This is a genomic window from Gordonia lacunae (genome assembly GCF_002149015.1).
Lineage (GTDB): Bacteria > Actinomycetota > Actinomycetes > Mycobacteriales > Mycobacteriaceae > Gordonia > Gordonia lacunae.
Genome location: NZ_NGFO01000009.1, coordinates 69,682 through 81,951, shown reverse-complemented (window position 1 = coordinate 81,951; position 12,270 = coordinate 69,682). Strand labels below are relative to the sequence as shown.

At 69.4% G+C, this 12,270-nt stretch carries 11 protein-coding genes; 5 read left to right on the top strand and 6 right to left on the bottom strand.

Translation table 11 applies throughout. The annotated features are described in order from the left end of the window. Window positions 1-134: 134 nt before the first annotated feature. The 3 genes from CA982_RS09835 (at window position 135) to CA982_RS09825 (ending at window position 4,006) form a co-directional block, all read left to right on the top strand. Window positions 135-1,268 (top strand): thiolase family protein, encoded by a 1,134-nt coding sequence (locus CA982_RS09835; RefSeq protein WP_086535152.1) that lies wholly within the window; start codon window positions 135-137, stop codon window positions 1,266-1,268. 265 nt (window positions 1,269-1,533) lie between these two features. Continuing rightward, complete coding sequence (locus CA982_RS09830; RefSeq protein WP_086535151.1) at window positions 1,534-2,298, top strand: SDR family NAD(P)-dependent oxidoreductase; 765 nt, start codon at window positions 1,534-1,536, stop codon at window positions 2,296-2,298. A 61-nt stretch (window positions 2,299-2,359) separates the two neighbouring features. Then, complete coding sequence (locus tag CA982_RS09825) at window positions 2,360-4,006, top strand: class I adenylate-forming enzyme family protein (protein ID WP_086535150.1); 1,647 nt, start codon at window positions 2,360-2,362, stop codon at window positions 4,004-4,006. A 43-nt stretch (window positions 4,007-4,049) separates the two neighbouring features. Here the strand turns inward: CA982_RS09825 and CA982_RS09820 are convergent, their stop codons facing one another. Next, a complete protein-coding gene (locus CA982_RS09820) occupies window positions 4,050-5,234 on the bottom strand; it encodes an acyl-CoA dehydrogenase family protein (RefSeq protein ID WP_086535149.1) in 1,185 nt (394 codons plus the stop codon). A 214-nt stretch (window positions 5,235-5,448) separates the two neighbouring features. Between CA982_RS09820 and fabG the strand changes: the two genes are divergently transcribed. Then, window positions 5,449-6,210: a 3-oxoacyl-ACP reductase FabG gene (fabG, locus tag CA982_RS09815; RefSeq protein ID WP_086535148.1), complete on the top strand. Its 762-nt coding sequence runs from the start codon at window positions 5,449-5,451 to the stop codon at window positions 6,208-6,210. Between the two features lie 48 nt (window positions 6,211-6,258). Then, on the top strand, window positions 6,259-7,518 hold the full coding sequence (locus CA982_RS09810; protein WP_086535147.1) for an acetyl-CoA C-acetyltransferase: 1,260 nt from the start codon (window positions 6,259-6,261) through the stop codon (window positions 7,516-7,518). A gap of 57 nt (window positions 7,519-7,575) precedes the next feature. On the opposite strand, the gene CA982_RS09805 is transcribed toward CA982_RS09810, so the two are convergent. The 5 genes from CA982_RS09805 to CA982_RS09785 all read right to left on the bottom strand — a co-directional run bounded on the left by CA982_RS09805 (window position 7,576) and on the right by CA982_RS09785 (window position 12,266). Then, window positions 7,576-8,448, bottom strand: coding sequence for a LysR family transcriptional regulator (locus CA982_RS09805; protein WP_086535146.1), 873 nt, complete (start codon window positions 8,446-8,448; stop codon window positions 7,576-7,578). Window positions 8,449-8,456: 8 nt separating this feature from the next. Continuing rightward, complete coding sequence (locus tag CA982_RS09800; RefSeq protein ID WP_086535232.1) at window positions 8,457-9,359, bottom strand: LysR family transcriptional regulator; 903 nt, start codon at window positions 9,357-9,359, stop codon at window positions 8,457-8,459. A gap of 30 nt (window positions 9,360-9,389) precedes the next feature. Next, window positions 9,390-10,151, bottom strand: coding sequence for a crotonase/enoyl-CoA hydratase family protein (locus CA982_RS09795; protein ID WP_086535145.1), 762 nt, complete (start codon window positions 10,149-10,151; stop codon window positions 9,390-9,392). A 34-nt stretch (window positions 10,152-10,185) separates the two neighbouring features. After that, complete coding sequence (locus tag CA982_RS09790; protein WP_086535144.1) at window positions 10,186-11,310, bottom strand: MBL fold metallo-hydrolase; 1,125 nt, start codon at window positions 11,308-11,310, stop codon at window positions 10,186-10,188. Window positions 11,311-11,441: 131 nt separating this feature from the next. Continuing rightward, entirely contained in the window at window positions 11,442-12,266 is an 825-nt protein-coding gene (locus CA982_RS09785; RefSeq protein WP_086535143.1) for an alpha/beta fold hydrolase, read from the bottom strand. Window positions 12,267-12,270: the final 4 nt, after the last annotated feature.

The window sequence follows — 12,270 nt, the reverse complement described above, 5'->3', positions numbered from 1 at the left end:
TCGACTGTGAGTGTGAATCGACTTGTCTGCCAAGCGCCCCGGTGGTCGGCTCGTCACAACGGGCGATCGGCGTCCGCCGGCGTCGTGCACGTCGGACACAACTTCATCCCTTGCCCTGACATCGAGGAGTCCCCATGCGTGATGCAGTGATCGTCGACGCGGTCCGCGCGCCCATCGGCCGCCGCCGCGGCGCCCTGTCCGGTATCCATCCCGCCGACCTGTCCGCCCACGTCCTCGAGGCGCTCGTCGAGCGGACCGGCATCGACCCGGTCGTCGTCGACGACGTCGTGTGGGGCTGCGTCAGCCAGGCCGCCGAGCAGGCGGGCAATGTGGCGCGGACGGCGGTGCTCGCCGCCGGATGGCCCGAAAGTGTCCCCGGAACCACCGTGACTCGAGCCTGTGGGTCGAGCCAGCAGGCGGTCAGCATGGCGGCCGCGGCGGTCGTGTCCGGTCAGCAGGATGTCGTCATCGCCGGCGGTGTCGAGTCGATGAGCCGGGTCCCGATGGGCAGCGCCGCACCGAACGGCGAGCACCAGCCGCCCACGGTCCTCGATCGTTACGGCGTCGACAAGTTCAGCCAGGGGATCGGCGCCGAGATGGTCGCCGCGAAATGGGGCTTGGACCGCACCCGTCTCGACGAGTACTCGTTGCGGTCGCACGAGCTCGCCGCGCAAGCGGCCGACCGGGGCGCCTTCGACGCCCAGCTGGCCCCGATCCCGGGAGTGCTCGAGGGCGACGAGGGAATCCGGCGCGGCGGCACCCTCGAGTCGCTCGCCAAGCTCAAGCCGGCCTTCAACGAGGACGGCGTCATCCACGCCGGCAACTCCTCGCAGATCTCCGACGGATCGGGTGCGCTGCTGATCATGTCGGCCGAGACCGCGAAGTCGCACGGTCTCACGCCGATCGCCCGAATCCACACCGCGGTCGTCGCCGCCGACGACCCGGTGATCATGCTGACCGGACCGATCCCGGCCACGGCGAAGGCGCTCAAGCGCTCTGGGCTGTCGATCGACGACATCGGGGCCTTCGAGATCAACGAGGCGTTCGCCCCCGTTCCCCTGGCCTGGCAGGCCGAGACCGGCGCCGACATCGAGCGTCTCAACCCGCTCGGCGGCGCGATCGCCGTCGGCCACCCCCTCGGCGGGTCGGGGGCGATCCTCATGACGAGGCTCGTCCACCACATGCGCGACAACGGCATCCGATACGGGTTGCAGTCGATGTGCGAAGCCGGCGGCATGGCCAACACCACCATTCTCGAACTGCTCTGACCGCGCACCCTCGGCCCCTGATCCCTGAGGAGCGCCCGGAGCTTGCGGAGGGCGCGTCTGTTCTGCTCCCTGAGGTGCGAGCGAAGCGAGCCACGAAGGGTCTCGCAAGGCGTCTCACCAGGCCCTTCGAGGCTCGTCGCTTGCGCTCCTCGCACCTCAGGGACCAGTGGGTGTGTGGCTCTTTCGGATTGGGGAGTGGGGGTGGGCCGCGAGCTCGCTCTTCCGGGAGCAGGGCAATAATCTCATCGAAAGGTAGTGAAAGACAATGGAACTCAAAGGGCACTCCGTCGCGATCACCGGTGGCGCATCCGGTCTCGGCCTCGCGACGGCCCAACGTGTCGTCGACGCCGGCGGCCTGGTCACCCTGATCGATCTGCCGACCTCGGACGGGCAGGCCGTGGCCGACGGGCTCGGCACCGCGGCCTCGTTCGCCGCCGCCGACATCACCGATGCCGAACAATTCGCCGCCGCACTCGATGTCGCCGACGACCGCGGGGGTCTGCGCGGACTCGTGCACTGTGCCGGCGCCGGGCGGCGCATGCGCATCCTCGACAAGGAGGGCAAGGCGGGTTCGGTCGAGGACTTCGAGTTCGTCGTCAAGCTCAACCTCGTCGGGTCGTTCCATGCGCTCTCGCTCGGCGCGGAACGCATCGCGCGAGCGGAGCCGGTCGACGGCGAACGCGGCGCCATCGTCATGACCGCGTCGGTTGCGGCGTTCGAGGGACAGATCGGCCAGATCAACTATGCGGCGTCGAAGGCGGGCATCGTCGGGATGACGCTGGTCGCCGCCCGTGATCTGGCCAGCAAGCTCATCCGGGTGAACACCATCGCGCCCGGGACGATGGACACCCCGCTGCTGGCACGCCTGCGCGACGACGTGCGCGCGTCACTGGCCGCGAGCATCCCCAACCCGGCACGGCTGGGCCGACCGGAGGAATTCGGTCACCTCGCGGCCTCGATCCTGGAGAACTCCTACCTCAACGGCGAGACCATCCGTCTGGATGGGGCGATCCGGATGGCGCCGCGGTAGCCGGCTAGTCCGCACGTTCGATTCGCCACTTCCACAACGCCTCTCGAGAGGAACCATCGCGATGTCTGCCCTGGCACCCACCACCCTCCGTTATCCCGACGCCACGATGGCGGTACTGCCGGCGAGTATGGCGGCCCTCTACGGCGATCGCGCGGCCGTCGTCGACGGCGAGACGACGCTCACGTTCGCCGGGCTCGACGCGCGGTCGGCCGCGGTGGCATCGGCGTTGCGCGCGGCGGGCGTGACCGATCGCGACGTCATCCTGCTGTACCTGACCAACAGCGTCGAATTCGTCGTCGCCTACTACGGGTCGCTGCGCGCGGGTGCGGCGGTGACCCTGGTCAACCCGTTACAACCCGTTCCGGGTCTGCGGCGTCAGATCGCGGAAACCGGTGCGGCGGTCGGTTTCACGCAGGTCGAGCAGTCCCCGCGTCTCCTGGAGGCCGCCGTCGGCACGGCCCTGACGACGGTGGTGACGGTGGACGGTGCCGCGGATGCGCCGGAGGGCATCGACACCGTCCCCCTCGCGGAGTTCGTCGTCGGGCATGATGCGGCCCCGCCGGTCTCGACCACGAGCGACGATGTCGCGCATCTGGCCTTCACCGGTGGCACCACGGGCGTGTCCAAGGGCGTTCGGGTCCTGCACCGCAACGTCCTCGGCAATGTCACGCAGATGATCGGCTGGCGCGCCGGACACGCCGTCGAGGTGGACGCCGACGGACTCCTGACGCTGGCACCCCGATCGACGGAGAACCCGGGGGTCGTCCCCGGGCACGCGGCGACGGTCGTGGTGTCCCCGCTGTTCCACGCGCACGCCCTCATCAACATGTCGTTTCTTCTGCTGTGCGGTGCCACGCACGTGTTCGCCGGTCGTTTCGAACCGGGACGGATGCTGGCCCTCATCGAGGCGCACCGGGCGTCGTACGTGACGGGCAGTCCCGCGATGTGGCACGCGCTCGCGATGCACCCCGACGTGTCCACACGGGACCTGACCTCGGTGCGGGTGGTCTCGTCCGGGGCCGCCCCGATCGATCATGTGACTCTCGAGCAGCTCGAGAAGGCCTTCCCGGCAGCGGCGATCGTGGAGGGATACGGTCTCACCGAGGCGACGTGCCTGGTGTCGTCGGCGCCCCTGACCTCCGAGGGACGATACCGGCTCGGGAGTGTGGGCCTGCCGACGTTCGACACCGAGATCGAGATCCGCGCCGTCGACGATCCGGCCGTCGTCCTCGCGCCGGGGGAGAGGGGACAATTGTGGGTGCGTGGCCCGCAGGTCACCGACGGCTACCTGGATCACCCCGAGAAGACGGCCGAGCAGTTCGTCGACGGGTGGCTCGACACCGGTGACATCGCCTACCGCGACGCCGACGGGTACCTCTTCATCTGCGATCGCGCCAAGGACATGCTGATCTACAAGGGCTACAACGTGTATCCGCGCGAGCTCGAGGAGATCCTGGTGACGCATCCGGACGTCGGAGCGGCGGCGGTCGTCGCCCGGGAAGCCGGCGCGGTGGGTCAGGAACCGGTCGCGTTCCTGGTCCCGCGGGACGGCCACGCCATCGACGCCGGTGCGGTGTCGGACTTCGTCGCTGCGCAGGTGTTGCCGTACAAGAAGATCCGGGATGTGTTCGTGGTCGACGAGCTGCCCACGTCGGCGGCGGGCAAGATCCAGAAGGTGGCGTTGCGGGAGCGCCTGGCAAACGCCTGAGGATCGTGCGCCGGCGCACCCGAGGCGCCGGCGCACCCGTGGGTCAGCGCTGCGCGCGCTTGACCAGGTTGCGCCCGATGATGAGTCGCTGGATCTCGCTGGTGCCCTCGTACAGTCGGAGCAGCCGCACCTCGCGGTAGATGCGCTCCACCGGGACGTCGCGCATGTAGCCACTGCCGCCGTGGATCTGCACGGCGAGATCGGCGACCTTGCCGACCATCTCGGTGCAGAACAGCTTGGCGGCGGACGGGGCGATACGCCGATCGGTGTCGTCCACCCAGGCGCGGGCTGCCTCGCGCACCAGTGCGCGCCCGGCCATCATCCCGGACTGCTGGTCGGCGAGCATGGCCTGGACCAGTTGGAACTCGCCGATCGCCGTGCCGCCCTGGGTCGCGGTCGCAGCCCACGAGACCGACTCGTCGAGTGCGCGCTGCGCGGTGCCCACCGAGAGGGCCGCGATGTGCACCCGGCCACGGGCCAGACTCATCATCGCGGCCTTGTAACCCACGTCCTCGCTGCCGCCGACCAGTGCCGACGCGGGGACGCGGACGGCGTCGAAGTGCACATCGGCGGTCCAGGCACCCTCCTGGCCCATCTTGCGATCCTTGGCGCCGACGCTGAGTCCGGCGGCGTCGGCGGGGACGAGGAACACCGCGATTCCGGTGCCCGCCTCGTCGGCGGGCCTGGTCCGCGCGAACACGACGAACAGATCGGCCAGCGGAGCGTTGGTGATGAACCGCTTCTCGCCGGTGATCACCCAGTCGTCGCCGTCGCGGACGGCCTTCGTGCGCAGCCCGGCCGGGTCGGACCCCGCCCCCGGTTCGGTCAGGGCGAACGAGGCGACCACCTCGCCGGACGCGATCTTCGCCAGCCAGGCGGTCTTCTGCTCATCGGTGCCGAAGTGGACGAGGACCTGGCCGGCGATGCCGTTGTTGGTGCCGAACATCGACCGCAGTGCCAGGGACGTGTAACCCAGTTCCATCGCGAGTTCGACGTCCTGGGTGAGATCGAGGCCCAGACCGCCCCACTCCTGCGGGATGGCGTAGCCGAACAGGCCCATGTCCTTGGCGGTCTGGCGGATGTCGTCCGGGATCGCGTCGGTGTCGAGGATCTCCTGCTCGCGGGGGACCACCACCTCGCGGACGAACTCGCGCGTCGCGGCGAGAATGTCGGCGAAGTCCTCGGGGCCGACCTCCGAGGTCGTGTCTGGTTGCATCACACCGGTCATGGAGCCACTCTTGCGCGTCCGCCTGCGGCCGTCCAATACGAAACCGGGATCGATCCGATAGCCGCTGCGTATGTGCGCGGAGGGGTTGGACGCGGCCGGATCTCGATAGATTGAGGTCACCCAACCACGTCGGCGCGGCGCCCTGACGCTGTTCGCCGCTCGCTCCACCGACCGGTATCGGACGGTGGCCCGCTCCGGAAGGACGACACCACACATGTCACCCAGCATCACCGCCGAGCCGCTCCTCGCAGGACGTACCGCCGTCGTGACCGGCGGCGCGCAGGGCATCGGCTTGGAGATCGCCCGATCGTTCGTCGGCGCCGGCGCACGGGTCGTGCTCGGCGATCTCAGCCTCGACGCCGCGCAGGCTGCCGTCGATGAGCTCGGCGGCAGCGAGGTGGCCCGGGCCGTGCGATGCGACGTCGTCGACGCGGGCGAGGTCGACACACTGCTGGCGACGGCCGTCGAGGACTTCGGATCCCTCGACGTCCTGGTGAACAACGCGGGGATCACCCGGGACGCGACGATGCGGACGATGACCGAAGACGACTTCGACCAGGTCATCTCGGTGCATCTCAAAGGAACCTGGAACGGGACGCGGAAGGCGGCGGCGATCATGCGCGAGGCCAAGCGCGGTGCGATCGTGAACATCTCGTCGTTGTCGGGCAAGGTCGGCATGGTCGGGCAGACCAACTACTCGGCGGCCAAGGCGGGCATCATCGGTCTGACCAAGGCCGCGGCCAAGGAGATGGCCCATCACGGCGTGCGGGTCAACGCGATCCAGCCCGGTCTGATCCGGTCGGCGATGACCGAGGCGATGCCGCAGAAGGCGTGGGACCAGAAGATGGCGGAGATCCCGATGCGACGCGCCGGCGAGGTCGGTGAGGTCGCGAGCGTGGCGCTGTTCCTGGCGTCGGACATGTCGTCGTACATGACGGGCACCGTCCTCGAGGTGACCGGCGGCCGATTCATGTGACGGCCGGCTCCTCGACCCACGCTTCCTCCCGAACCTGAAAGGTCATCCATGCGCGACGTCGTCATCTGCGAACCGGTACGCACCCCGATCGGCCGCTACGGCGGAATGTTCAAGAACCTCACCGCCGTCGACCTCGGTGTCGCCGCGCTGACAGGGATGCTCGATCGGACCGGGCTCGACCCGGCGAAGATCGAGGACGTCATCCTCGGTCACTGCAACGGCAACAGCGAGGCGCCGGCGCTGGGACGAGTCATCGCACTCGACGCCGGGTTGCCGATCACGGTGGGCGGCATGCACATCGACCGGCGGTGCGGGTCGGGACTGCAGGCCGTCATCCAGGCCGCCTACCAGGTGTCCGCGGGGGACAACGACGTCGTGGTCGCCGGTGGTGCCGAGTCGATGAGCAACGCGTCGTTCTATTCGGTGGACATGCGGTGGGGTGGTGCGCGCACCGGGATCGCCATGCACGACAGTCTGGTTCGCGCTCGCTCGACCGCCGGCGGAAAGAACTATCCGGTGCCCGGCGGGATGATCGAGACGGCCGAGAACCTGCGCGAGCAGTATGAGATCTCCCGGGAGGAGCAGGACGAGCTGGCCGTGGCATCGCACGAACGAGCGGTCCGCGCCCAGAAGGACGGCGTACTGGCCGAGGAGATCGTCCCGGTCACCGTGGCTTCCGGCGCGAGTGGGCCCGCTCGCTCCGCTCCCGGCGCCCGATCCGGTGATCAGGTCATCGACGCCGACGAGCATCCGCGCCCGGATGTCTCGGTCGAATCGCTGTCGAAGCTGAAGCCGATCATGGGCAAGACCGACCCGGACGCGACCGTGACGGCGGGCAACGCCAGTGGCCAGAACGACGCCGCGTCGATGGCGATCGTGACCACACCCGAGGTCGCGGAGAAGCTGGGTCTGCGCCCGCTGGTGAAGCTGGTGTCATGGGGTCTGGCGGGGGTGCCGCCGCGCACCATGGGTATCGGGCCGGTCCCGGCGACGGAGAAGGCGCTCGGCAAGGCCGGTCTGACGCTGGCCGACATCGACGTGATCGAGCTCAACGAGGCCTTCGCGGCCCAGGCGCTGGCGGTGACCCGTGAATGGGGTTTCGGCCGGTTCGGTGCCGGCGGCGACTTCGATCGCACCAACGTCAATGGCTCCGGCATCTCCCTGGGGCACCCCGTCGGCGCGACCGGCGGCCGCATGCTGGCCTCGCTCGCCCGCGAACTGCACCGTCGAGATGCGCGCTACGGTCTGGAGACCATGTGCATCGGCGGCGGGCAGGGACTCGCGGCGGTCTTCGAACGCGTCGGCTGACCCGAGACTCACCGGGCCCCACCTGATCCGCACCGGTGGGGCCCGGTGTTCCACCCGTCATCCCGCAGTTTCGCGCACGAGGTCGACGAAGGCCTGACCGACGGCCGACAAAGACGGCGGGTGAAAAGCGATGGCGAAAGGACGCACCACATTCGGCTCGATCTCGCGGATGACGACCGGCTCGTCCGCCGACTCCGCGACGGAGCGCTCGAGGAGAGTGCCGCCGATCCCGGACTCCACCATGGGAAGCCGTTCCTCGCGGATCTCGGACAGCACGGCCAGTGGTGGCCGGACGCCCGCGACACGGATGGCCTCCTCGAACTCGTCGGCCACCGAGTAGCCGCGTGGCACGAAGACCATGGGTATCGACGGCAGGTTGTTCAGCGGGATCGGGCCATCGGGCACCTCGGTATCGGGCGGGTAGACCAGCACGTGTTCGTGTTCACCGATGACGATCACCTCGAGATCGTCGCCGGCGATGGGCAGGTGGGCGACGGCGAACTCGCAGTGACCGTCCTCGATGGCCGACGCCGCCCTGGTCTCGTCGCGTAATTCGCCGAGTCGCACCGACACTCGCGGATAGGTGGCCCGGAACCGGGCGACGAGGTCGACGACGGGCCCGACGGCGGTCGCGGCGAAGGCGAGAATGTCCAGGTGGCCGGTGAGTTCGTCCGCCGATGCGGAGAGCAGATCGTCGACGGCATCCATGTCCCGCACGATCTGTCGTGCGGGACCGACCATCGTGCGCCCGGCCGCCGACAGAACCATCCCGCGGCCGATGCGGTGGAACAGCTGGACCCCGAGTTCGCGTTCGAGAGCCCGGAGTGCTTGAGACACAGTGGGTTGAGCGACACCCAGGGCCGATGCCGCACCCCCGATGCCCTTGTTCTCGACCACTGCCAGGAAGTACTCGACCTGTCGCAATTCCATGGTGGAACTCACCAATCCCGTGGTTCGGCGGGATCCGGTGCGATCCCGCAGTGGACCTTCGCCGCGGAGATGAAGGCGAGTGCGGCCGGCGAGGGGAGTCCTGATCGCAGTACGAGGCCCCACGGTCGGGTCAGTGGCGGATCGAGCGCCAGGCGCCGGAGTCCCGCGAGCTGCCGGTCGGCCACGGTTCCCGGGAGAACCGTTGCCCCCGTTCCCTTCTTCACCAGGCTCCACACCGCGGACGGCAACTGGCAGTCGACCACCACGTTCTTCCCGTCGTCGTCGAGCAGCCCGTCGAGAAGCGAAGCGGTGATCGGGTCGCTGTGGTCGATGACGAGGGGCAGTGAGCGGACCGCCGAGTGCGGCATCGGATCGGGCAGGCCGTCGGCGAGCGCAGCCGGCGCCGCCACGACCAGCTCCTGCTCGGCCATCGGGATGGCCGTGAACGTCGCGTGCTCGGCGGCCGAGTCCATGATCCCGACCTCGGCGTCCCCGGATCGCAACGCCGACAACACTCCTGCGGGGCTGTCGGCGGATACGACGCGTACCGACAAGCGCGGGAAGCGTTCCCGGAACAGGCGGACGATGTTGACCACCGGGTCCACACTGAACGCCGCATAGGTCACGACGTCGACGCGGCCGGCGCGCAGCTCGCGAACCGCGTCGACCTTGGCCTTGGCGCGGTCGACGTCGGCCAGGATGCGCCGAGCGGCGACGTCGAGTTTGCGCCCGGCCTCGGTGAGTTCGAGACGACGTCCGGTGCGGTCGAACAGGGTGACGCCGAGACGCTTCTCGAGCGTGCGGACGGCCTGGGACAGCGACGGCTGTGAGATGTAGAGCGACTGGGCGGCCTTCGTGATGCCGCCGTGGTCGACCACGGCGACGAAATAGGTCACGAGGTGCAGGTCCACCCCGGTCACTCTAGTGAATCCGGCGGGAGGTCACTTGCCGGTCCATCGCGGCGCCCGCTTCTCGGCGAAGGCGATGGCGCCCTCTTTGGCGTCGGCGGAGGCGAACACCGGGCCGAGGAAGTCCCATTGCTTCGTGATCAGTTCGGGGTCGGTGTAGCGGATCGCCATCGAGGTGACCTGTTTGGTGGCGCGCACGGCCAGGGGGCCGTTGGCGGCGATGGTGGCGGCGAGTTCACGGGCGCCGGCGAGCGCTTCCCCCGGTTCGGTCACGCGATTGACCAGTCCGAACTGGTGCGCGCGTTCGGCGGTGAGCGGGTCGCCGGTCAGCGCGAGCTCCATCGCGACCTGGTACGGCAGGATCTTCGGCAGGCGGAGCAGACCACCGGCTGCGGCGGCGAGGCCGCGCTTGACCTCGGGGATGCCGAACTTGGAGTTGTTCGCCGCGACGACGAGGTCGGCCGACAACGCGAGTTCGCATCCACCGGCGAGCGCCCAGCCCTCGACCGCGGCGATGAGCGGCTTGGTCGGTGGTGCCTCGGTGAGGCCGCCGAATCCGCGACCCTCCAGGGACACCACCTCGCCCCGTGCGAAGGCCTTGAGGTCCATACCGGCGCAGAACGTTCCACCGGCGCCGGTGAGGATGCCGATGGTGAGGTCGTCGCGCGACTCCAGTTCGTCGATCGCGGCGGCGATCCCTTCCGAGACCTCGAGGTTCACGGCGTTCTTCGCTTCGGGGCGATTGATCGTGATGACGGCGACGCCGTCGGCGAACTCGGTGAGCACTGCACTCATGGGAACTCCTGGAGTTGGTGGGCGGAGCGGGCTGTCAGACGTTGTCGGACGTGGAGACCGGTTGCGACTCAGACGATGTGGCGCTGTCGGTGAGGGACCAGCGAATCGGGTCCGGGGTGGCCGGATCGGCCGCAGCGTCGGCGGGCATGCGGGCGTCGAGGATCCCGCGCTCCTGCAGTACGACCAGGTGGGCGTGCGTCTCCCGCAGCGCGAGGCGGCTGAGGGTGAGCGACAGCTCCTCGAACGGGCGTGACCAGGTCACCGATCGGGTGATCTCCCACGCCGTGCTCTCCGGATGCCGGGCCACCGTCGCGGTGATCTCGCCGAGCCGCTCCTCGTGATGCGTGAGCAGGCCCGTCACCCGGTTGCCGAGGCCCCGGAACCGGTACTCGTGGGACGGCAGCGCCTCGTGGTCGCGCATCTTCTCGGTGTTGGCCAGCGAGATCAGGTAGTCGGCGAGGGGGCTGTCGGTCTGCATGGGGTTGGTCGAGATGTTCGGACTGATCCGCGGCAGCAGGTGGTCGCCGGTGAAGATGATCCCGGTGGTGTCGTCGGCGAAGCAGAGGTGTCCCGCGGTGTGGCCGGGGGTCCAGATCGCGCGGAGATCCCAGCCGGGGATGTCGAGCGGGGCGTCGCCGGTCAGCTCGCGATCGACCGTCCGGCCGTCGGGCATGCGGATGAAACCCACCAGGCCCTCGTCGGCGACGTCGGCCGGTGCGCCGAGCAGCCGGAGTTCGGACCGCGCCTGCTCCAGCTGGCTCTCGACCTCGTCGTCGGAGTGGTGACGCAGGTACCGGGCGTCATCGCGATGCATCCACAGCTCGGCGTCGACGTGCTCGAGCAGGCGCGGTACGAGCCCGAAGTGGTCGGGATGGAGGTGTGTCACACCGATCGAGCGCACGTCGGCCAGGTCGTGGCCGGTGGAGCGGATGCCGGCGACGAGGACGTCCCACGACTCGTCCGACGGCCAGCCGGCGTCGATGAGCGCGAGACCGCCGTCGGGCAGTCCGAGTGCATAGACGAGGACGTATCGCAGCGGATTGGGACCCATGGGTACCGGGATCGACCACAGCTGCGGCCGGACCTCCTCGACCGGCGGCAGGACCTTGTCGGCCCAGGCCTGTTTCTGCAGCACGCCGGTGACCTCGATCGGGACCATCCAGCTTCCTCCTCGGGTGCGTCGTTCGCGCCAGGGCACCGCGACGAGTGGTGCAGTGAACTGCTGTCATCCGATCACGAGACGACTTCGACGCTCAAACTGGGTGCGGCTCAGACACCCTGAGGTAGGACCTATGTGTCGAGCTCGGCCGAGACGGAGGGGTGGCTGCCGGTGGTCTCGCCGGACCGGTCGGGACCGGCGGTGTCGCATTCCGCCGCGACCGCGCCGATCAGATGACCGGCGAGGTCGGGCTGGATGAGCGGGAAGAGGTGGCTCGCGCCGGGGACGACGGTGAGCGATGCGTTCCGGGACGCCTCGACGAATCGTTGCTCGTGGACCCGGAACTGGTCCTGACCGCCGTTGACGAACACCGTCCGACCGGGGTAGCGGTGGATCGCGTCGAGCGCGTCGAACCGTTTGATCGCGGCGACGACGTCGGCGATCGACCCCAGGGCCAGGCCGCCGATCTCCATGTCCGCCGACACCTGCCGCCCGACGACGAGGCGGGTGGCTATCTGACTGATGACCGCGGCCTGCCGGGGCAGGAACGAGGTCAGTGCTCCGAAGGTCTCGAACGGCGCGGCGAGCAGCGGACTCGGTTGCGCGGTCGCGCACATCGGGACCAGAGCCGCGACGGCCTCCGGATGGCGCCCGGCGGCCGCCATCGCCACGTAGCCGCCCATCGACATCCCGGCCACGACCGCCGGCCGGCCGAACCGGTCGATCTCGGCCAACACCGTGGCCACCGCGCCGGACATGGTGAACGTCTCGTCCCGGCGGGCACCGTGTCCGGGGAGGTCGGGGGTGGCGACTTCCCGTCCCGCCCCGGCCGGATCGGCGACGGCTGCCGCGACCCGGTGCAGGGTCGCGCCGCTCACCCGCAGACCGTGGACGAGGACGACGGGTGTGGGGCGGTCCACCGGCGGATCGACGGTGACGGGTGCGGGCGCGGCCATCGCA

What these genes read in the sequence shown, in the direction of transcription:
- CA982_RS09805 (WP_086535146.1), bottom strand. Translation starts at nt 8,448, where the DNA reads ATGGAATTGCGACAGGTCGAGTACTTCCTGGCAGTGGTCGAGAACAAG.
- CA982_RS09790 (WP_086535144.1), bottom strand. Translation starts at nt 11,310, where the DNA reads ATGGTCCCGATCGAGGTCACCGGCGTGCTGCAGAAACAGGCCTGGGCC.
- CA982_RS09830 (WP_086535151.1), top strand. Translation starts at nt 1,534, where the DNA reads ATGGAACTCAAAGGGCACTCCGTCGCGATCACCGGTGGCGCATCCGGT.
- CA982_RS09785 (WP_086535143.1), bottom strand. Translation starts at nt 12,266, where the DNA reads ATGGCCGCGCCCGCACCCGTCACCGTCGATCCGCCGGTGGACCGCCCC.
- CA982_RS09820 (WP_086535149.1), bottom strand. Translation starts at nt 5,234, where the DNA reads ATGACCGGTGTGATGCAACCAGACACGACCTCGGAGGTCGGCCCCGAG.
- CA982_RS09810 (WP_086535147.1), top strand. Translation starts at nt 6,259, where the DNA reads ATGCGCGACGTCGTCATCTGCGAACCGGTACGCACCCCGATCGGCCGC.
- CA982_RS09795 (WP_086535145.1), bottom strand. Translation starts at nt 10,151, where the DNA reads ATGAGTGCAGTGCTCACCGAGTTCGCCGACGGCGTCGCCGTCATCACG.
- fabG (WP_086535148.1), top strand. Translation starts at nt 5,449, where the DNA reads ATGTCACCCAGCATCACCGCCGAGCCGCTCCTCGCAGGACGTACCGCC.
- CA982_RS09835 (WP_086535152.1), top strand. Translation starts at nt 135, where the DNA reads ATGCGTGATGCAGTGATCGTCGACGCGGTCCGCGCGCCCATCGGCCGC.
- CA982_RS09825 (WP_086535150.1), top strand. Translation starts at nt 2,360, where the DNA reads ATGTCTGCCCTGGCACCCACCACCCTCCGTTATCCCGACGCCACGATG.